This is a genomic window from Bacteroides sp. Marseille-P3684 (assembly GCF_900291465.1).
Classification (GTDB): Bacteria; Bacteroidota; Bacteroidia; order Bacteroidales; family Bacteroidaceae; genus Phocaeicola_A.
In genome coordinates, this window is the sequence record NZ_LT985808.1 from 2330428 (window position 1) to 2352080 (window position 21653).

The 21653-nt window shown below is 40.8% G+C and carries 21 protein-coding genes; 6 read left to right on the forward strand and 15 right to left on the reverse strand.

All coding sequences use genetic code 11. The features are described 5' to 3' along the window. Positions 1-7: 7 nt before the first annotated feature. The 8 genes from C8275_RS09135 to ligA all read right to left on the reverse strand — a co-directional run bounded on the left by C8275_RS09135 (position 8) and on the right by ligA (position 9772). Positions 8-1006 (reverse strand): VWA domain-containing protein, encoded by a 999-nt coding sequence (locus C8275_RS09135; protein ID WP_106484900.1) that lies wholly within the window; start codon positions 1004-1006, stop codon positions 8-10. 11 nt (positions 1007-1017) lie between these two features. Further along, entirely contained in the window at positions 1018-2124 is a 1107-nt protein-coding gene (locus tag C8275_RS09140) for a BatD family protein (RefSeq protein WP_369861185.1), read from the reverse strand. 1 nt (position 2125) lies between these two features. Next, positions 2126-2995, reverse strand: coding sequence for a DUF58 domain-containing protein (locus C8275_RS09145; RefSeq protein WP_022383551.1), 870 nt, complete (start codon positions 2993-2995; stop codon positions 2126-2128). A 17-nt stretch (positions 2996-3012) separates the two neighbouring features. After that, on the reverse strand, positions 3013-4008 hold the full coding sequence (locus C8275_RS09150; protein WP_106484901.1) for a MoxR family ATPase: 996 nt from the start codon (positions 4006-4008) through the stop codon (positions 3013-3015). Positions 4009-4331: 323 nt separating this feature from the next. Next, positions 4332-5633, reverse strand: coding sequence for a 30S ribosomal protein S12 methylthiotransferase RimO (rimO, locus tag C8275_RS09155; RefSeq protein ID WP_106484902.1), 1302 nt, complete (start codon positions 5631-5633; stop codon positions 4332-4334). Continuing rightward, positions 5630-6589 (reverse strand): signal recognition particle-docking protein FtsY, encoded by a 960-nt coding sequence (ftsY, locus tag C8275_RS09160; RefSeq protein ID WP_106484903.1) that lies wholly within the window; start codon positions 6587-6589, stop codon positions 5630-5632. The genes rimO and ftsY overlap by 4 nt, the downstream gene beginning before the upstream one ends. Before the next feature lie 230 nt (positions 6590-6819). Beyond that, positions 6820-7713, reverse strand: a complete 894-nt coding sequence (dapA, locus tag C8275_RS09165) for a 4-hydroxy-tetrahydrodipicolinate synthase (RefSeq protein ID WP_106484904.1) — start codon at positions 7711-7713, stop codon at positions 6820-6822. Between the two features lie 58 nt (positions 7714-7771). Next, positions 7772-9772 carry an NAD-dependent DNA ligase LigA gene (gene ligA, locus C8275_RS09170; protein WP_106484905.1) on the reverse strand — a complete coding sequence of 667 codons (2001 nt, stop codon included), beginning with the start codon at positions 9770-9772 and terminating at the stop codon, positions 7772-7774. Between the two features lie 163 nt (positions 9773-9935). Between ligA and trmD the strand changes: the two genes are divergently transcribed. Further along, positions 9936-10610 carry a tRNA (guanosine(37)-N1)-methyltransferase TrmD gene (trmD, locus tag C8275_RS09175; RefSeq protein WP_106484906.1) on the forward strand — a complete coding sequence of 225 codons (675 nt, stop codon included), beginning with the start codon at positions 9936-9938 and terminating at the stop codon, positions 10608-10610. A 132-nt stretch (positions 10611-10742) separates the two neighbouring features. On the opposite strand, the gene C8275_RS09180 is transcribed toward trmD, so the two are convergent. From C8275_RS09180 to C8275_RS09200, 5 genes are all read right to left on the reverse strand, one after another. Next, entirely contained in the window at positions 10743-11654 is a 912-nt protein-coding gene (locus C8275_RS09180; protein WP_106484907.1) for a dihydroorotate dehydrogenase, read from the reverse strand. Then, positions 11642-12421 carry a dihydroorotate dehydrogenase electron transfer subunit gene (locus C8275_RS09185; RefSeq protein WP_106625785.1) on the reverse strand — a complete coding sequence of 260 codons (780 nt, stop codon included), beginning with the start codon at positions 12419-12421 and terminating at the stop codon, positions 11642-11644. The genes C8275_RS09180 and C8275_RS09185 overlap by 13 nt, the downstream gene beginning before the upstream one ends. 97 nt (positions 12422-12518) lie before the next feature. Beyond that, the gene (locus C8275_RS09190; RefSeq protein ID WP_106484908.1) at positions 12519-12965 is read right to left on the reverse strand and encodes a helix-turn-helix transcriptional regulator; all 447 of its coding nucleotides are present in this window, start codon (positions 12963-12965) and stop codon (positions 12519-12521) included. A 528-nt stretch (positions 12966-13493) separates the two neighbouring features. Continuing rightward, positions 13494-14513 (reverse strand): DNA polymerase III subunit delta, encoded by a 1020-nt coding sequence (holA, locus tag C8275_RS09195; RefSeq protein ID WP_022383562.1) that lies wholly within the window; start codon positions 14511-14513, stop codon positions 13494-13496. Between the two features lie 17 nt (positions 14514-14530). Then, complete coding sequence (locus C8275_RS09200) at positions 14531-15307, reverse strand: AMP nucleosidase (RefSeq protein ID WP_022383563.1); 777 nt, start codon at positions 15305-15307, stop codon at positions 14531-14533. A 60-nt stretch (positions 15308-15367) separates the two neighbouring features. On the opposite strand from C8275_RS09200, the gene C8275_RS09205 reads away from it, so the two are divergent. Then, the gene (locus C8275_RS09205; RefSeq protein ID WP_106484909.1) at positions 15368-15817 is read left to right on the forward strand and encodes a type I restriction enzyme HsdR N-terminal domain-containing protein; all 450 of its coding nucleotides are present in this window, start codon (positions 15368-15370) and stop codon (positions 15815-15817) included. Between the two features lie 130 nt (positions 15818-15947). Here C8275_RS09205 and C8275_RS09210 read toward each other — a convergent pair whose 3' ends face one another. Further along, positions 15948-16709 (reverse strand): zinc ribbon domain-containing protein, encoded by a 762-nt coding sequence (locus C8275_RS09210; RefSeq protein ID WP_022383565.1) that lies wholly within the window; start codon positions 16707-16709, stop codon positions 15948-15950. Between the two features lie 4 nt (positions 16710-16713). Next, positions 16714-17496 carry a Nif3-like dinuclear metal center hexameric protein gene (locus C8275_RS09215; protein WP_106484910.1) on the reverse strand — a complete coding sequence of 261 codons (783 nt, stop codon included), beginning with the start codon at positions 17494-17496 and terminating at the stop codon, positions 16714-16716. Positions 17497-17704: 208 nt separating this feature from the next. Here C8275_RS09215 and C8275_RS09220 point away from each other — a divergent pair, with 208 nt between their 5' ends. From C8275_RS09220 to C8275_RS14645, 4 genes are all read left to right on the forward strand, one after another. After that, positions 17705-18820 (forward strand): agmatine deiminase family protein, encoded by a 1116-nt coding sequence (locus C8275_RS09220; protein ID WP_106484911.1) that lies wholly within the window; start codon positions 17705-17707, stop codon positions 18818-18820. Positions 18821-18826: 6 nt separating this feature from the next. After that, complete coding sequence (locus C8275_RS09225) at positions 18827-19711, forward strand: carbon-nitrogen hydrolase (RefSeq protein WP_106484912.1); 885 nt, start codon at positions 18827-18829, stop codon at positions 19709-19711. A 146-nt stretch (positions 19712-19857) separates the two neighbouring features. Further along, positions 19858-21378, forward strand: coding sequence for an IS1634 family transposase (locus C8275_RS09230; RefSeq protein ID WP_106484211.1), 1521 nt, complete (start codon positions 19858-19860; stop codon positions 21376-21378). Further along, positions 21375-21545, forward strand: a complete 171-nt coding sequence (locus tag C8275_RS14645; protein ID WP_157948128.1) for a hypothetical protein — start codon at positions 21375-21377, stop codon at positions 21543-21545. Before C8275_RS09230 ends, C8275_RS14645 begins: the two co-directional genes overlap by 4 nt. Positions 21546-21653: the final 108 nt, after the last annotated feature.

A 21653-nucleotide genomic window follows, 5' to 3' on the forward strand; every position in this document is an offset into this window, starting at 1 on the left:
ATCGATTTTAAGGTATTCGTTTTAAGATAGAATTGCGAAGAACGACCTCCAGCAAAATAGATACAACCAATATCCACGCAAACAGCTGATAGTCATCTTCCCGTTTACTAAACTCCTTGACATTCAATTTTGTCTTTTCCAACTTATCAATCTCTTGATATACTTCCTCTAATTTAGCATTACTACCAGCACGGAAATAATTTCCATTGGTTGTTCCTGCTATCTGCGTTAGAGTCTGTTCATCAATCTCAACAGGAACCTGCATATACTGCACGCCTGCATAAGTCGGTACAGGATAGGGAGCTGTTCCATTTGTTCCTACGCCAATCGTATAGATACGAATCCCGAAGCTCTTGGCTATTTCTGCTGCCGTCAGAGGTGAAATATCTCCGGCATTGTTGGTTCCATCAGTCAGAAGGATGATAACCTTAGACTTTGCTTTACTGTCTTTCAAACGAGATACGGCATTAGCTATTCCCATTCCTATTGCAGTTCCATCAGAAATAAGTCCTCGTTGAGCAATATCGCACTTTATGTTTTGAAACAAATTTAATAAAACAGCATGATCTATAGTAAGTGGGCACTGTGTAAAGCTTTCGCCTGCAAATATCGTCAAGCCAATATTATCATTAGGACGTCCATTGATGAATTGCGACGCAACTTCTTTCGCAGCTTCCAACCGATTAGGTTTTAAGTCCTCGGCCAACATACTGGTTGAAACATCGACTGCCAACATAATATCAATACCTTCCACTTCAGTATTTTGCCAGTTATCAGTAGTTTGTGGACGTGCCAATATGATTACTAACATCGTAAATGAAAGTAAACGCAATAGGAACGGTGCATGTAGAAGATAAACTTTATAACTTTTCGGTGCAGAAGCATACATGTGGGTGTCTGACACTTGAAGTGTCGGCGACGTCTTCCCTTTAGACAGAATGTACCATAATATATAAGGTATAAGTAAGAGAAGCAGAAACAGATATTCTATATTCGCAAAAGTCATGTCCTTCTAAATTAAAAGCATAAATTATAAATATCACGAATCACCACTACCAGCATACCTACAATGGCAACAACCAATATGATAATGGAAGACAACAATGCAATCTTGGCATATCGAGAGCGTTTCTCTTCTACCGTAATCTCTGTAGGGATAGGCTTAGCATTCGGATCTTGCTCAATCTTAGTCTGATTAATAAAATCAATGGCATTGATCAGATTCATATCATTCTCATTCATCAAGGGATGATGTTTGGCAAACTTGACGAGGTCAGCTGTTTCAAATAGGCCTTTCAGTTCGTCGATAAGCTTCTGATCCTTTTCTTGGAGCAGACGATCAATTATTTCCGAAGAAGTCATCTCCAAGGCATTGAATCCAAATCTTTCCTTAATATAAGTACGGATAGTATCAGTCAGTTCTGTATAATAAGCTTTTGATTCTCCGCTTTGTCGCCAACTCTTATCAGCCTTAATTCGTTCAATTTCGTTCAAAGCCTGTTGATGTGGTGGCAATTTAGGTTCAATCTTGATGGTACGTAGGATAGGCTTATTATCCTTATAGCGTATAACCAGATAAACTACCAAGATAACAAGAGGTATGACAAAGAGGGACAGCCAAATAACTAAAGCCCAATCACTCCATACAAAAGGAGCTTCCATAATCCCTTTCGGTCCGAAGAACTGTTCCGGATGAGCTTCATCAATAGGTACAGGCAGCGTAAGTACTTTTAATGCCAAGCTCTTTGATTGATAAGGTTTTCCGTCAACAGCTACTACAAACGGAGGTATGTAGTAGAATGCTGAATCGAAAGAGGTTACCAGATATTCCTGCGTTACGAGTAAACGCTGTTTATTATTAAGGTATTGCGTATCCGGTTTAGCAATATCAAGCACCTCTATCCCATGTACTAAAGTATCCCGTATGACCGGTAAAACCATTTTCTGATGAGCATCAAGACTCACTTCGAGTCTAACTTTTGTCTGTTCACCAATAAGTATTTGCATCGAATCAATTGAAGCCTCTACGGTTACATTTTGTGCTTTAACCGATAAGGGCAAAAGCATAACCAAAATTCCCCAAAAGGCTTCTTTCAATCTCTTATGTAGAACTAGTCTATTCATGTCAGCTACGTTTTGCAAACAAGTTTAATAATGATTTCACGTAGTCCTGATCCGTACGTATGGATACAGAGTCTACCTTACTTTTTGTAAATATCTCGTGCAAAGTTGTTTGCTTTGATATCCACCAATCATGGTGTGCTTTTCTTAAAGCTTTAGAAGAAGTGTCAATATACTGCATGTGTCCCGTCTCTGCATCCCGTACTTTCATCAAGCCCACATCGGGTAAGTCTTCAATTCGTCGATCGTAGACTTGTATGGCAACGACATCATGTTTACGATTTGCAACGACCAAGGCATTGCGAAAATCATCATTTGTGATGAAGTCACTTAATATAAAAGCTGTGCAGCGCTTCTTTATGACATTCGTCAGATACTCGACCCCCTCTTTCAAGTTAGTGCGTCTACTTTTCGGCTGAAAGTCGATAAGCTCACGGATGATATAGAGAATATGTTTACGCCCTTTTTTAGGTGGAATGAATTTCTCTATTCGATCTGAGAAAAAAATGACACCGATTTTATCGTTATTTTGAATAGCTGAGAATGCCAATGTTGCAGCAATCTCAGTTACCATATCACGTTTCATCTGTTTGATTGTTCCGAAGTCCAAGCTTCCTGAGACATCCACTAACAACATCACAGTCAACTCTCGCTCTTCTTCAAATACCTTGATGTAGGGCTTGTGGAAACGGGCTGTCACATTCCAATCAATGTCTCGCACATCATCGCCATACTGATACTCACGAACTTCCGAAAAAGCCATACCTCTACCTTTGAACGCAGTGTGATATTGTCCGGCAAAAATATTGCTAGATAGCCCGCGAGTCTTTATCTCAATCTGGCGAACCCGCTTTAAAAGTTCGTTTGTCTCCATTATTTTTAAGTATCTGATTAGGGTACCTCAACTCGGTTCAATATCTTGCTGATGATTTCTTTAGACGTAACGTTTCCCGCTTCAGCTTCATAAGTTAAGCCTATACGATGCCTCAATACATCATGGGCAACTGCACGTACATCTTCCGGAATCACATAACCTCTGCGTTTGATAAATGCATAAGCACGTGCTGCCAATGCCAAGTTGATAGATGCACGCGGCGAGCCTCCAAACGCAATCATATCCTTCAATTCCTTCAAATCGTATTTATCCGGATAACGGGTTGCAAAAACGATATCGGCAATATATTGCTCGATCTTTTCATCCATATAAACTTGACGTACAATGTTGCGTGCCTCCAAAATGTCTTCACTGCGTAAGATAGGGCGTACCGTAATCTTTTCCCCTGAAATGTTTTGGCGGATAATCTTCTTTTCCTCTTCCAATTTAGGATAATCGATCACCACCTTCAGCATGAAACGGTCGACTTGTGCTTCCGGAAGAGGATAAGTGCCTTCTTGTTCTATGGGATTTTGTGTGGCAAGTACCAGGAAGGGTTCTGGCAATTGAAAAGTCTCTTTACCTAAAGTAACCTGACGTTCCTGCATCGCCTCCAACAGAGCACTTTGGACTTTTGCCGGTGCACGGTTGATTTCATCAGCTAAGACAAAGTTCGCAAATACCGGTCCCTTATTAACAAGGAAACGCTCTTCTTTTTGACTGTATATCATGGTACCTACCACATCGGCAGGCAACAAGTCCGGAGTAAACTGTATACGGCTATATTTTGCATCAATCAAAGATGCCAATGTTTTAATAGCCAAAGTTTTTGCTAATCCAGGAACGCCTTCCAACAAAATATGTCCGTCAGATAACAAGCCAATTAACAGTGATTCTACCAAGTGCTTTTGCCCAACAATCACCTGATCCATTCCTGTCACCAAATTTGTAACAAAGGCACTTTGTTTTTCGATTCGCTCATTTAATTCACGAATATCAATTGCTTCAGCCATAATTCTTTTTTGTTTTAGTGTTCTATTAGTCTTAAGTTTTCAATTCCTGTCAAGAGCCTGTTGCTCTTGTTAGGGTTGTCCAAAAGTATAGCTTATAATTAACAGGGACAACTAATTTTTACTAAAAAAGTTTCTCAAATACTAGATTTTAAAAGTATTTGCAATCCAACCATATAAACGTAAGAAAGTCTTAAAACCCTATCTAATGCTTTTACCAACCCGGACCTCGCATAAGAGGGTGCAATCCGAGACCGGATTGTACCCCAATTATTGCATTCTTTTTGATTAATTAGCTAGTTATCTTTGTTCATTTTTTAAAGAGGTCACTCTACGACTGTTCCATAGAGATCAAAATCATCAGCTGAGGTTATTTTAACCTGGTAAAAGTCACCTATTCGGAGCTCTTTGTTCTCGAGAGCTATGAGAACTTCCGGATCCACCTCAGGGGAATCATATTCTGTTCGTCCGACAAAATAATCTCCCTCGATACGATCTATAATAACTTTAAATATTTGACCGATTTTTGTAGCTCCTAATTCAGCTGATATATCCTCTTGTATAGCCATGAGTTCATCCAAACGTTGACGCTTGACATTCTCAGGCACATCATCCTCATAATGCTCTCCTGCATACGTCCCCTCTTCCTCTGAATAGGCAAATGCTCCCATTCGGTCAAACCGAACATCACGGACAAATCTTTTCAATTCCTCAAAATCATCTTCAGTTTCTCCAGGAAATCCAACCATTAAAGTCGTACGTAAATGAATCCCTGGGACTTCCCGGCGAAACCGTTCAATGAGTTGATAAGTCTCTTCCTTATTAACATGTCGGCGCATACGAGCTAAAACAGGCGTACTAATATGTTGTAAGGCAATGTCCATGTACTTACAAACATTTTTGTGCTCACGCATCACACGAAATAGGTCGTCGGGGAAATGAGAAGGATAGGCATAATGTAAACGTATCCATTCGACCCCATCAACTTCGGCCATGCGTTCAACCAGCTCTGCTATTTTTTGTTCTTTGTATAAGTCTACACCATAGTATGTCAGTTCCTGAGCAATCACTTGAAATTCTTTAACGCCCTGTGATACCAACCATTTAACTTCTTCTATGATATCTTCTATTGGGCGTGATACATGATGCCCAGTAATAATTGGGATGGCACAATAAGCACATTGCCTATCACAGCCTTCTGATATTTTCAGGTAAGCATAATGACCTGGTGTAGTTAAGGTACGTTCCTGCTGAAGTTCTGGATGATACGCCTTACCTAGATCTTGCAGTAATTCTGTCCAATTAAATTTACCATAAAACTTGTCGACTTGAGGTATTTCTACTTGTAGCTCCTTCAAATACCGTTCCGAAAGACATCCCATCACATAGAGATGACGCAATCGGCCCTCTTCCTTCGCTTCACAAAACTCCAAAATCGTATTGATGGATTCTTCTTTAGCATCCCCTATAAAACCGCAAGTATTTATTACGGCGATTTCACCAGTCGGATGCTCCGAATCATGAGTAACCTTATAACCGTTGGCACGCAACTGCCGCAATAACTTTTCTGAATCTACAAGATTCTTTGAACACCCGAGGGTGATGATATCTATCGTATTTTTTCTCATTTATTACTTCCAAATAGCGAATCAACAAACTCCATTCGATTAAATAACTGTAAGTCTTCCATTCCTTCTCCTAAACCTATATATTTCACAGGTATCTTGAATTGGTCTGATATACCTATAACGACACCTCCTTTGGCTGTACCGTCCAATTTAGTAATGGCCATAGCGGTTACTTCTGTTGCTAACGTGAACTGTTTTGCTTGTTCAAAGGCATTTTGACCAGTAGAACCATCCAGCACCAATAAGACTTCAGCCGGAGCATCAGGAATGACTTTCTTCATTACATTCTTAATCTTCGTCAACTCGTTCATCAAGCCAACTTTATTGTGCAATCGTCCGGCTGTATCAATAATTACAACATCTGCATTATTTGCTACAGCAGAACTTAAGGTATCAAATGCGACAGAAGCCGGATCGGCCCCCATTTTCTGCTTGATAACAGGTACACCGACGCGATCTCCCCAAATAACCAATTGCTCTACAGCAGCGGCACGGAAAGTATCCGCTGCACCTAGATACACAGATTTCCCAGCTTTCTTGAACTGATAAGCCAATTTGCCAATAGTGGTTGTCTTACCGACGCCATTGACACCTACTACCATAATAACATACGGCTTTTTATCGATTGGAATATCAAAATTCACAGCATCAACAGCATTATTCTCGGTCAATAACGCTGCGATTTCTTCTTTCAATATCTTATTGAGCTCTTCCGTGGTTACATATTTGTCACGTGCTACACGCTCCTCAATACGCTTGATAATCTTTAAGGTTGTTTCAACACCAACGTCAGAAGTTACCAACACCTCTTCCAGATTGTCTAACACTTCATCGTCGACCTTTGATTTGCCAGCCACAGCACGCGCGATTTTCGAGAATACGCTTTCCTTTGTCTTCTCCAGACCTTTATCTAAGGTTTCTTTCTTTTCTTTAGAGAAAAAACTGAATAATCCCATACAAATGTTTTTAAGTGATACTTGCCACAAAGATAAACATTTTCAGCAAATGATACAATGAAGCAAAAACCATAATAAAAAGTGGGTGATTGGACATTGTACATCGGATAGTTCTCCATAAAACAACACTTGCCTGTAGGCCGGAGTGCCTTACACTCTGCCTGCAAGCAAGTGCCAATATTTTATCAGATGGAGAACTGTAATTTATGTTCTAAGATCCCCTTTCCCTTTCAATATTTAATATTCAATGTCTGTAAAATCTGTCGCATCTTCTCATAGGTCGTAATACGTGTAGGTACCAATGGCAGACGTAACCGATTTTCAATAAATCCCATAGCGTTCAACATGGCTTTTACACCTGCCGGATTCCCATCCACAAATAACAAATTAAACAGTTCTGTAAATCTATGATGAATAGTCAAAGCATTGGCATAATCCCCTTGTAATGCCAAACGCGTCATTCTACTGAACTCACGAGGAAACGCATTCCCGATAACGGAAATAACCCCTACTGCACCTAAAGTTATCAAAGGAAAGGTTATACCATCATCTCCGGATATAACATCAAAGTTATCAGGCTTATTCTTGATGATATCATCCATTTGCGTAATGTTCCCTGAAGCTTCTTTAATAGCAATCACATTCGGAAAATCACGGGCTATGCGTAATGTCGTTTCTGCAGTCATATTTACTCCTGTACGACCTGGAACGTTGTAAAGAACGATGGGCAAATCTGTTGCAGTAGCTATTGCTTTATAGTGCTGATAAATGCCTTCTTGAGACGGCTTATTATAATAAGGAACAACAGACAATATTGCATCAACACCCGTAAAGTCATCCTGCTTCAAGGAATCAATAATAGCTTGCGTATTATTTCCTCCGCAACCGAGCAATATAGGCATACGCCCATTAACACGTTCTATAACAAGACGTTTGATTTCATTTTTCTCTTCTGTCGTTAAAGTGGGGGTCTCAGCCGTCGTTCCTAAAACACAAAGGAAATCAGCTCCATTTTGCAGGAGGTAATCTACCAAACGAATTAAGGCGGCATAATCCACACTCCCATCCTCTTTGAAAGGAGTTATCAATGCAACCCCCATCCCTCTAAATTGCCGATGTATCATAAATATATTATAAATCCGTATTTAATTGACCGCAAAAATACTAAAAACGCAAAAATACTTACTCTATGAGCTTCAAAAAATCATCTTCATTGACAATTTTTATACCCAGCTTCTTTACTTTTTCCAATTTGCTAGGCCCCATATTATCTCCGGCCAGTATAAAAGAAGTCTTTGAAGAAATACTACCTACGTTTTTGCCTCCATGTTGTTCAATCAGCGCTTTATATTCATCACGCGAATGATGAATAAATACACCGCTAATGACAATGGACATGCCTTTTAGTTTCTCGGTCTGTCCTTGCAGCGTTTGTTCGGACAAGCTCATCTGCACTCCGGCTCTTTTTAATCGTTCGATAAGTAAGCGGTTATTTTCATTGGAGAAATAAAGAATTACACTTCTAGCAATCTTTTCTCCAATTTCATCAACATGAATAAGTGTATCCAATGTGGCATGAGACAATTCCTCGATGTTTTTGAATACACGTGCCAGTTTTTTTGCAACCGTTTCTCCAACAAAGCGTATGCCTAATGCAAAAAGCACTCGTTCAAAAGGAACATTACGTGAATCCTCTATACCCTTGATAATGTTGTCAGCTGATTTTTTTCCCATACGTTCCATACGGCAGATAGCATCAGCTTGCAGTTCATAAAGGTCGGCTATGTCCCTAATTAATCCATGTTGATAGAATTGGTCGACTGTTTCTGGGCCTAAACTGTCTATATTCATTGCCCGACGGCTGATAAAATGTTCAATACGGCCTTTGATTTGAGGAGGACAAGCAATATCATTCGGGCAATAATAGGCAGCTTCTCCTTCATAACGAATCAAAGGAGTCCCACATTCCGGACATGTAGTAATAAACTGCACTTTTGTACTATCTGATTGCCTGGAGGCTATATCTACACCCGTAATTTTAGGGATTATCTCTCCTCCTTTTTCCACATAAACCATATCACCGATGTGCAAATCCAGATTTGCAATAATATCTGCATTATGCAGGGATGCCCTTCTCACCACGGTGCCTGATAACTGTACAGGCTCCAGGTTGGCAACTGGCGTAATGGCTCCCGTACGGCCTACTTGAAAACTGACGGAATCCAAACGGGTTATCGCACGTTCCGCCTGGAATTTATAGGCAATGGCCCAACGAGGGGATTTTGCGGTGTATCCCAAATTACGTTGTTGGCGCAATGAATTTACTTTCAAAACAATACCATCTGTCGCAACGGGGAGATTCTTTCGTTCCGTATCCCAATATTTGATAAATGAAAAGATTTCTTCCAGCGTATGACATTTACGTGCGACATGGGAGATTTTGAATCCCCAACGTTCTGCCATCTGTAAATTCTCAAAATGTCCATCACTTGGCAAATTCTCGCCCAACATATAATATAGGTAGGCATCTAGCTTACGCGATGCGACTACAGCAGAGTTTTGCGATTTTAGCGTCCCAGAAGCTGCATTACGAGGATTGGCAAATAATGGTTCTTCCCTCAACTCTCGTTCTCGATTCAAGCTGTCAAAAACCTCCCAAGGCATTAAAATCTCACCACGCATCTCAAACGATTGCGGATAACCTTCACCTTTAAGTATTAAAGGAATAGAGTGTATCGTCTTGACATTGTCCGTTACATCGTCTCCCTTTTCACCGTCTCCACGAGTTACAGCTTGCACAAGTCTGCCATTTTCATAAAGCAATGATATCGAAGTTCCATCATATTTCATTTCGCAACAAATCTCAAAATCTTCTCCTTCCAACCCTTTACGCACACGTTCATAGAAGTCTGTGACTTCCGCTTCCGAATAAGTATTTGCCAAGGATAGCATAGGGTACTTGTGATAAACTTGCTGGAAATCTTTATTCAAATCACTCCCAACACGCATGGTTGGCGAATTTGGGTCAGCCATTTCCGGATGTTTTGCCTCTAGATCCTGAAGCTCACGCATTAAGGAATCAAACTCTTGGTCGGTTATTACGGGAGCATTCAAAATATAATAGTTGTAATTATGTTCGTGCAATTCGTTTCGTAGTTGCAATATGCGTTCTTGTTCTGTCATAAAATTAGCAAATTGAATTTTAATGTTAGGTGAGCAAAGTTACAACAAAAAAGCCAACAGACTATGAGCTGATAAGAAAGATAGATGAATTTCCAATGAAGAAAATTCCCATTGACCGATATCTTTTTCGTATTTTTGCACGAAAAAGATTTTAATTGCGATAATGAGAATAGATATAATCACCGTTTTACCGGAAATGATAGAGGGCTTCTTTAATTGTTCGATTATGGCGAGAGCCCAAAAAAAAGGATTGGCCGAGTTCCATCTTCACAACTTGCGAGATTATACACTTGACAAACATCGTAGGGTTGATGATTACCCGTATGGGGGATGTGCCGGTATGGTTATGCAAATTGAACCTATTGATCGTTGTATCTCAGCGTTAAAAAGTGAGCGAAACTATGATGAAGTGATTTTCACAACACCTGATGGTGAGCAATTTGACCAAAAAATGGCAAACACATTATCGCTAACTGAGAACCTGATTATATTATGCGGACATTTTAAAGGTATTGATTATCGCATCCGTGAACATCTTATAACCAAAGAAATCAGTATTGGAGATTATGTTTTGACAGGAGGAGAACTGGCTGCTGCTGTGATGGCTGATGCTATTGTACGTATCATTCCGGGAGTAATCTCCGACGAGCAATCTGCTTTATCAGATTCTTTCCAAGACAACCTGTTGGCTCCGCCTGTTTATACCCGCCCGGCAGAATACAAGGGCTGGCGTGTTCCTGATGTATTGTTATCGGGTCATGAACGTAATATCCGTGATTGGGAATTACAACAGTCTATTGAAAGAACTCGTCTTCTACGACCCGATTTGCTTAAATAATATCTATTCACTTATATAGTACAGATAAATTGCATGAGAGCATATTCAAGAATATATTTGATCATAAAATACAATAAGGTATAAAAAAGTCCCCCAACAACAGCTAGAGGACTCTTCATAAAATTCAGATGATTAACATTCCAAAGCTCCAATAATGTCAGTGACTGATTCAAAATGATGGCGATCCAAATAGTCATTAATACCATCAATCACTTTCAAAGAAACCGTTGGGTCTATAAAATTTGCTGTTCCTATTTGTACAGCGGTAGCACCGGCTAACAGAAATTCAATAGCGTCACGCGCATTCATGATGCCTCCTAATCCAATTATTGGAATCTTAACTGCCTTACTAACTTGCCAGACCATTCGGAGTGCTATTGGTTTAACCGCTGCACCACTCAAACCACCGGTAATAGTTGATAGTATAGGGCGACGCCGTTCTGCATCAATAGCCATGCCCAAGACAGTATTTATGAGCGAAACACTATCAGCTCCACCGTCTTCTACAGCGCGTGCTATCTCTGTAATATCAGTCACATTGGGGGATAATTTTACAATTAGAGTCTTATTATAGACTTTTCGTACAGCTTTTACTACTTCGTTAGCTCCTTTGGCAGTCACTCCGAAGGCCATGCCTCCTTGCTTTACATTAGGGCAAGATATATTTAATTCAATGGCAGGAATACCGGATAATTCATTGATAATTTCGGCTGTCTTCATATAACTCTCTATATCGGACCCCGATACATTCACAATCATATTAGTTTGTATATCTTTTATCTTGGGATAAATATGATTTACAAAATAATCTACACCTTTGTTTTGAAGCCCTACAGCATTCAACATTCCAGAAGGGGTTTCTGCCATACGGGGATAGGGATTCCCTTCTCGATGATTGAGGGTAGTTCCTTTAACAATGATTCCTCCCAATTGTTCCAAACTAAGAAAGTCTGCGAACTCAATACCATAACCAAAAGTGCCCGATGCCGTCATTACCGGGTTGTTCATATTAAGATGATTTATTTTTACATTTAAATTTGCCATAACAATCGTTTTATATTAAACACAGGACCTTCCTTACATACGCAGACATTGCCTTCATCCTTGAGATTCTCAACACAACATAGACAAGCGCCTACTCCACAAGCCATATGGTTTTCGAGGGATACCTCGCATTCTATTCCATTTGTTTTGGCAAACTTGGCAACAGAAACCATCATCGGTTTGGGACCGCAGGTATAAATCATATCAAAACGTTCATTTTGGAGTATCGAATGTTGGGTCACGTAGCCCTTTTCACCCTGGCTTCCATCTTCGGTTGTTGTATATACCTTACCGTATTTTTCGAATTCTTCCAATTGCAATAAATCTTTGCTGGAGCGTGCTCCCAAAAGGAATGTTGGCTCAAAACCTCTTGATTTGAGTCGCTCTCCCAAATAAAGCATGGGAGCAGTTCCAACTCCCCCACCGATTAACAGAGTCTTCAAATGTGTATTTTCTGGGATTGTGAATCCCTTTCCAAGAGGATAGACTACATTTATCAGATCTCCTTTTTTCGCTTGTGCGAGATGCTTGGTTCCTTCGCCCACGAGTTGAATCAGAAACCAAATCTCATTCTGCTTTTTGTCAATAAAATTCACGGATATAGGACGTCGCAGAAAAGTAGCGGGAGAATTGTCTACGCGAATTTCTGCAAACTGTCCGGGGCACATCTCCGGTAAAGAACCTGTAGGAGTCAGTTTCAATAAAACATAGTTAGCATGTAGGCGGATATTTTCCGTAACCGATAAATCTTGAATGTATTTCTTCATCATAGAAAAAACTGTATTATATACTCTGTGGGCAAAGATACGTATTTTGCTTCATACCGTAAATATGCATTTATAACGAATGAAAGGTAATAAATCTCTATTTAGAAGGAGTCAAAGTTTCATAGGTACCATCATCATAAAAAATACGAACTTCTACAATCTTTCGAGGAGGTCGTTCTATATAGCGAACACTTTCCATCGAAGGGATATTTTCAGGCTTTCCGGGCGTATTTTCTATTTCATTTATATCATCTGCAGGGAAAAGTTCATTCATAACAGGCGCAATGATTTGCCCCTCTCCATTTTCTGGACTGTTTATCAAGTTACTTTCATGTACAGTTCCTTTTTCGCCTTTTCCATAGAGTAGCCATTCCAAATGGATTCCAGGATAAGCTTGATTAATCTTCATAATAACATCTAGACTAGGATTATTTCTTCCTGTCAGAATGTGTGATAAAGAAGCCTGCTTCACTCCAATAATCTTGGCAAACTGAGAAGAAGTAACTTTAGCTTCTCTCATAATTTCTTCTATCCGCTCTTTCATTTTGCAAATTCTCTAAGATGTTACAAATGTAAATAAGCGAGATTAAATATCCAAATTTGTCTATAACAAAAATAAAATATATTTGTATTGACTACTGATTGCATTTGTATTATGTACTTAAGTACTTAACTAATAACAAATCTATAATTAACTTGTATTAAATTAAATATAGTACTAGTATACAGCGTGTTATATATAAAGAAAGGAGCATACTATACAAATCTAAGTTTATATACATTTCATTTTTAACCCTGTCTACCATATAGCCTCACTGTTCAGACACTAATATATTGGTATTCATTAGAATATTATCAATTAAGAAGAGTGGATAAATATACATTAAAACAATTGTATTGTTATATTATGATATATAATGTAATATCTAAATATAATAAATCAAGTTTTATTCTACCGATCTTATCACCTATTTATTATACTATTGTAATATAATATAGGGCATTTTATAATGATTATTATAATTGTAATACAAAAAGTCCCTATAAGAAATAATATCTTACAGGGACATATTTAATGAAGGATTGTATAGACAAGTTCTTTGAGAAGCTCTCCATTTGTTATTGAAGAATTACCTACTCCTTTAGACTTGGCATCGCATTGGCGAATGGCCGCGATAATCTGCATAACCTTTACTCCACTGAATTTTTTCATTGCGAGCATGTATTCCCGAGATTGCCATTGATTTCGCAATCCTAATTGAATGGCTATTCCAGCTTCTGTCTTCTGAGGTGCATAATAAGCAAGCATCAAATTGGAGAAGAAGTTAAAGAGCACAGCCAATGTCATCTGGAGAGGATTATTTTTGGGATTTTCCTCAAAATATTTAATAATCTGGTTTGCCTTAAATACATCCTTCTCAATTAATGCATTTTTCAATTCAAAGTTATTAAAGTCTTTACTGATACCTATATTTCTTTCAATCTGCTCAGAAGTAATCCGGTTCATCCCTTTGGGTAAAGTAAGAATCAGTTTATCCAACTCACTACTCATTCGGGACAGGTCAGAACCAACAAAACCAGCCATCAGTTCACAAGCTTTGGGTTCTATATCCACCCGTTTTCGCTTCAGGTAATTTGTGATAAATGCAGGTAGCTGTGATTCCTTCAAACGCTTGGACTCATAAAGTACCCCATTTCTCTCAATCTCTAATGTAACTTTTTTTCTTCGATCCAAACAGCCGTTCTTATGGCAGAATACTAAGATCGTAGAGGGCTGTACCTTCTTCAAATAATAAGACAGCTTATCGATATTCTTTAAGCCTTGGGCTTCCTTGACAATAAGCAGTTGGTATTTACTCATCATCGGAAACCGTTTGGCTGCATTGATGATAGTTTCTATATCAGTATCTCCTCCATAGAAAATCATTTGATTGAACTCTCTCTCTTCAGGAGTCAGGATTGTATCTGCCATATAATCGGCAATCTTATCAATGTAATAAGACTCATCTCCCATTAAATAATAAATGGGAGCATATTGTCTATTTTTTAAGTTACGGATTATTTCCTCAATGCTTATTTCCTGCTTAGCCATCTTAAATTCATTTTTGATTACCATTCATATTTCAAGTGCTTCACCGTCCGTTTTTCATCAATAATCATGCGGAGGGATTCGATACCGATTCGTACATGTTCGCGCGCGTAATTGTGCGTAACCAGCGTGTCACTCTTTTCCGTCTTAACGCCCTCGGGAACCATTGGCTGATCTGATACCAGCAGCAACGCCCCTGTTGGTATATGATTGGCAAAGCCCACGCTGAATAGAGTTGCTGTTTCCATGTCAACAGCCATAGCACGAGTTGACAACAGATATTCCTTAAACTTTACATCGTGTTCCCAAATGCGCCGATTGGTTGTATATACAGTACCTGTCCAATAATCCCGTCCATGATCGCGGATTGTAGAAGAAACGGCTCGCTGTAGCATAAAAGCCGGGAGGGCCGGAACTTCAGGGGGAAAATAATCGTTTGATGTACCCTCACCACGTATTGCAGCAATGGGAAGTATTAAATCTCCTAATTGATTTTTCTTGTCAATTCCTCCACATTTTCCAAGGAACAGGCAGGCTTTTGGTCGAATTGCTCCTAACAAATCCATAATGATAGCCGCATTGGGACTTCCCATTCCAAAATTGATTATTGTGATACCATTGGCAGAAGATGATCTCATATTAGCATCCTCACCTGCAACTTCAGAATTACATTCTTCTGCAAACAACTCCACATAGTTGTTGAAATTTGTCAACAATATATATTCTCCAAAGTCTTCCAGACGCCTGTGCGTGTAGCGCGGAAGCCAATTCTCGACAATTTCTTGCTTCGTCCTCATAATTTCTATACTTTTGTCTAAATGAATATGGCTTGATATAAACTCTCACAAAAGTAGCAAATGTTATCATTAAACTTACCTCCTTTCCAACCAAAAATAGAACTTCATGATGGGAAAACAACTATCTTCGACATTCTGCGCAGGCGATATGTAGTGTTAACTCCCGAAGAATGGGTCCGGCAGCACTTTGTACATTTTCTTATTGAGCATAAGGGATATCCTCAAGCATTAATGGGCAATGAAGTCATGCTGAAGCTGCACAAAACGACCAAGCGTTGCGACACGGTCCTTTATAATCGTGATCTGTCGGCAAAAATGATTATAGAATACAAAGCCCCCCATATCGAGATAACCCAACAGGTCTTTTCACAAATCAGCAATTATAATATTGTCTTGAGGGTAGATTATTTGATAGTCAGCAATGGGCTGAAGCATTTCTGCTGTAAGATGGATTATGCCCGACAAACCTATACCTTTCTTCAAGAGATACCGGATTACTCGTCTTTATAAAAAATACAATAAGTTCTTCTTTGGATACTTCCTAAAGTTCTTAATAAATGAACAAGAAGAAGCGGTAGCACATCCTTTTCTATTCAGGGATATGCTACCGCTTTTATTAATTCTAGAGGAATGACAAGACTTATTCAACGCCAGCCAGTTCAGGATCGATCATGATACGGCCACAATATTCGCATACGATGATTTTTTTACGCATTCGAATGTCCAATTGACGCTGAGGGGGAATCTTATTAAAGCAACCGCCACAAGCATCACGTTGTACATAGACAATTCCCAAACCATTACGAGAATTCTTACGGATACGCTTAAATGCTTGAAGCAAACGAGGCTCAATAGTTGTTTCCAACGCCTTTGCTTTCTCACGCAGTTTTTCTTCTTCCTGTTTGGTCTCAGACACAATCTCATCCAATTCTGTCTTTTTGACCTCCAAATCTTGCTTACGTTCCTCAAGCAACTCCGTGTTCTTTTTCAACTCTTCGGCTTTAGCAGTTGCAGAAGCATTGTATTCTCTGATTCTTTTCTCGCATAATTCGATTTCCAAAGTCTGAAATTCGATTTCCTTACTCAACACATCGTATTCACGGTTGTTGCGTACATTATCCAATTGAGTCTTATATTTATCTACCGATGCCTGTGCCTCAGAAATCTCATTTTTCTTAGTGGTGACGTTCTCTTTCAGCTCAGCTATTTCCTTATTGATCTTCTCGATGCGGGTCGTCAGGCCTGTCACCTCATCTTCCAAGTCTTGTACTTCCAAGGGGAGTTCACCGCGCAAAGTCTTAATTTTGTCAATTTCAGAGAGCATAGTCTGCAGTTGATACAGTGCTTTCAGTTTCTCTTCTACCGACAGATCTTGAGGGTCTTTCTTTACGTCTTTTGCCATATGATTATAAATATTTGATGGGATTTGTATTGATCTTTGTTTGTTCCACTTTAAGCCCGGGGAATTGTCTCTGCAGATATTCTGCAAGCAATTCCTTCGTGTATTGCTCACTTTCATAGTGGCCTATTTCAGCCAGAAGAATCTCTCGTTCATGTCCAAAATATTCATGATAACGGATTTCTCCCGTAATGAAAACATCGGCCGCAGCCGCAATAGCATCCGGAATCAGGAATGCACCGGCTCCTCCACAAATGGCCACACGTTGAATCTGACGTCCGGTCATTTTATTATGGCGAAGGCAACCGACCTCGAAGAGCTTTTTGATGCGTCGCAAGAAGTCGGTCTCAGTTTCAGGCTCAGACAATGTACCTATTATTCCGCTTCCGCTCATACCGTCATTCTGAGACGGAGTCAGGAAGGTAACATCCCTTAAACCAATCTTTTCGGCAATCTTGAAGTTTACACCTCCCACTGTATTGTCCAAGTTGGTATGTGCTGAGTAGATTGCTATATCATTTTTTATAGCTTTCAAAATACAGCGCTCCACATAAGTTGAACCGGAAATGGATTTTACTCCTTTGAACAACAGTGGATGATGCGACACAATGAGGTTAAACCCCAATGCTATCGCTTCGTCTATGACAGGTTCGGTGACGTCAAGACACAACAAAGCCCCTGTCGTTTCCGACTCTGTCAATCCTAATTGCAAGCCAGCATTATCATAGCTTTCTTGCAAAGGCAGAGGCGCGAAGCTTTCAAGGGCGCATACAAGTTCCTTTATTTTCATTCTATTTCTAAAATTACCGCAAAGATAGTGGAAATCTACGCGCTATCCTAGTACCAAATACATTTTTTGGTTGAAAAGACTTATCTTTGCCGCACAAACAAATACGAATGTCAATCCATGATCTCATTTTAGTCGCAAAATCAGAAAAATCATGATATCAGACATTCAATTGAACAAAAAACAGAATATTATAAATTGATAGAACACTATGGGATTATTTGTTAGCCTACCCCAAGGAGGCGGTACAGAAAAAACGTTGCAATTGAACTTTGGAGTCGAGACTGTTGCCGCTTTTCTTCCTGCTGAGTGGCATTTACAGAGTTTGATCCAACTGACTTGGCCCCATAAAAATACAGATTGGGCACCCATGCTTGGCGAGGTGGATGCCTGCTACATGGAGCTGGCTAAAGAGATTACTGACAGACAACCGCTACTCATTGTCACACCGGAACCGGAACGTGTACGAAAGCTTATATATAATAAGGTGAATATGGATAATGTCTACTTCCTGGAATGTCCGACCAATGATACGTGGGCACGTGACCATGGCTTCATCACAATGCTTACCGAACAAGGGCCTCTCCTACTTGATTTTTGTTTCAACGGATGGGGTATGAAGTTTGCTGCCAATGAGGACAATCAAATCAATCGTCGGCTGTTCGCTTCCGGATTATTGCATGGAGCTTATCGCAACTGCCTTGATTTCGTTCTGGAAGGTGGTTCGATTGAGAGTGATGGCAAAGGAACGCTACTGACGACTTCCACTTGCCTGCTGGCTCCCAACCGCAATGAAACCATGAATAGAAAGGACATCGAAAACCATCTCAAATCTCTGTTCCATCTCGAACAGGTTTTATGGTTGGACTACGGATATTTATCGGGTGATGATACAGACAGCCATATAGATACTTTAGTACGTTTTTGCCCGGAAGACACATTGGTCTATGTGAAATGCACGGATGAAAATGATGAGCATTATGAAGCGCTTCAACGGATGGAGGAGCAATTGTCTTCTTTCCGTACACTCGACGGACGCGCTTACCGCCTGTTGCCTCTTCCGATGCCTGACGCTATTGTATGTAACGGGGAACGCCTGCCAGCTACTTACGCCAATTTTCTTATTATGAATGAAGCGGTATTATATCCGACTTATGCCCAGCCAGATAATGATGAGAGAGCTAAAAAAGTATTGTCACAGGCCTTCCCCCATCACGACATCATCGGGGTGGATTGCCGTGCACTCATCAAGCAGCATGGTTCATTGCATTGCGCCACCATGCAATATCCTTCAGGATGTTTTGTAACAGCTAAAGAAAATAAATAACACGATATGAGAAAGATAAAGATTGGTTTAATCCAACAAGCAAACAGTAACGATTTGCGTATCAACCTGGAAAAGCTTAATCGCAATATAGCTGCCGTTTCAGCTTACGGGGCTGAGTTGGTCGTATTGCAAGAGCTACACAACACACTCTATTTCTGTCAGACAGAAGACACAACGAATTTTGACCTTGCTGAACCTATTCCAGGTCCGTCTACCGGGTTTTATAGCGAGATTGCACGACAATTTCATATTGTTCTGGTCACTTCATTGTTCGAAAAGCGTGCGCCGGGACTTTATCATAATACAGCAGTTGTATTCGATAAAGATGGAAGTATTGCCGGAAAATACCGGAAAATGCACATTCCTGATGACCCTGCTTATTATGAGAAATTCTATTTTACTCCTGGAGATTTGGGTTTCAAACCAATACAAACTTCGATTGGAAAACTTGGTGTGCAAGTCTGTTGGGATCAATGGTATCCTGAGGGAGCGCGTCTGATGGCATTGCAAGGTGCCGACATTTTGATTTATCCGACAGCGATTGGTTGGGAAAGTAGTGACACTGACGATGAAAAGGCCAGACAACTGGGTGCATGGATGATTTCCCAACGGGGCCATGCCGTAGCCAACGGGTTGCCGGTCGTGGCTGTCAATCGTATTGGACATGAGCTTGATCCTTCCGGGCAGACCAGGGGTATCCAATTTTGGGGTAATAGTTTTGTTGCCGGACCGCAAGGAGAAATTCTGGCACAAGCCGGCAGTCTCAAAGAAGAGAACCTCGTAGTGGAAGTAGACTTGGAACGTTCGGAGAATGTGCGCCGCTGGTGGCCGTTCTTACGGGATAGACGAATTGATGAGTTTCAAGAGCTGACTAGGAGATTTATAGACTAGTTGCAGAATCTTGAAGCAATTCCTTGTTTTTTCCTGACTTTGACAGCTTGATATTTCAACAATTGTAACATTTTTAAAATCAGCCATTCCAGAAAATCTTCATGGTGACGCGGGTGACGCAAACCTAAAATGAGTACCTTTATGGCATGTTTGTACGCAAGAAAAAGAACCGTAGCGGCACTGTGAGCGTGGTTATCGCAGACAAGAGCAGTGGCAAGTTCAAGGAGCTTAAGACAATTGGAGTATCGTCTGCCCCCGACGAGATTGTTCGCCTTGAGGTCAAAGCGCGTCAATGGATAGACGAATATTCCGGTCAGATGACACTTGACTTTGACGAGAGCGCTCAGGCGCTCCAAGAAGCGAGAAATACCATTGCGCGCATCGAGAGGACGCTCCAGAACACGCCACAAGTTATCCTCGGCCACATATATGACAGAATTGGCTTTGGAGTAATCGGGGACAGCATTTTGCGCCATCTCGTCATCGCAAGGGTCTGTCATCCGCAGAGCAAGGTTGCCACAGCGTCGTATCTGAAGTCCTACTTCGACGAAGACGTTCGGTTACATAACATCTACCGCTATATGGACAAGCTGTATAATACGCAGCGCGAGAAGGTCCAGCGGATAAGCGTAGAGCACACGATGAGGATTCTCGGCGGACGGATTGGGGTCGTTTTCTACGATGTGACCACACTTTACTTCGAGTCCGCACCACAGCCGGACGATGTTCTTCGTCAGGCAGGCTTCTCAAAGGACGGCAAGATGGCAGAATCGCAGATAGTCCTCGGACTGCTGGTGAGCGAGGACGGCTACCCGATGTCCTACTCTATCTTCAACGGCAGCCAGTACGAGGGGCGCACAATGATTCCCGTAATCGATGACTTTGTCCAGCGCTTCAAGCTGACAGACTTCATCGTTGTGGCCGACTCGGGCCTTATGAACACAAAGAATGTGGAGCTGCTGGAATCCGCCGGCTACCGGTATATTATCGGGGCGAGAATCCGAAACGAGTCTCCAAAGATTAAAGACTGGATTCTTGCAATTGACAGGACGGACGGGAACATTATTGAATGTTGCAAGAATGATTGCCAGAGGCTGGTTGTGAGCTATTCAGATGCACGGGCAAAGAAAAACGCATGGAACCGCAACAAAGGCGTCGATAGACTCCGCAAGGCCTATGCGAAAGGTACTCTGACCAAGGACAACGTCAATAAGCGAGGCTACAACAAATTTCTCGATATCAGCAAGGACATAACCGTAAGTATCAATGAGGAAAAGATAGCAGAAGACAGTCTTTGGGATGGACTGAAGGGGTATATAACGAATACGACCCTGTCCGGGAAAGAGGTCATATCACAATACCATGGCCTTTGGATGGTTGAGAGGGCTTTCCGTATTGGCAAAGGGACGCTCGAGATGCGTCCAATGTTCCATTTTACGGAGAAACGTATCGAGGCCCATATCTGCATCTGCTTTGTAGCCTACAAGGTGTATAAGGAACTTGAACGGGTCATCAGAGAAGTCGGCATGAAGATGAGCGTTGACAAGGTTCTTGAAATCGCCAAGACAATAACGACGCTCAGAATAAGGCTGCCCAACGGCTCGGTATATACTGAGACTCNNNGGTGTATAAGGAACTTGAACGGGTCATCAGAGAAGTCGGCATGAAGATGAGCGTTGACAAGGTTCTTGAAATCGCCAAGACAATAACGACGCTCAGAATAAGGCTGCCCAACGGCTCGGTATATACTGAGACTCTATTCACAACACCACAGCAGGAGACCATCAAACCATTGTTGGAGGCATTAGATCAAGACAAAAATAAAGCAGGGTGACGCATTGTCAAAGTCAGGAAGCAATTCCTTGTTTTTTCTTAGTTGACGTGGATAATACGAGTCTGTTTGTGACCCTGTTATCCGCGTCAGTAGTTATTCAGATTATTT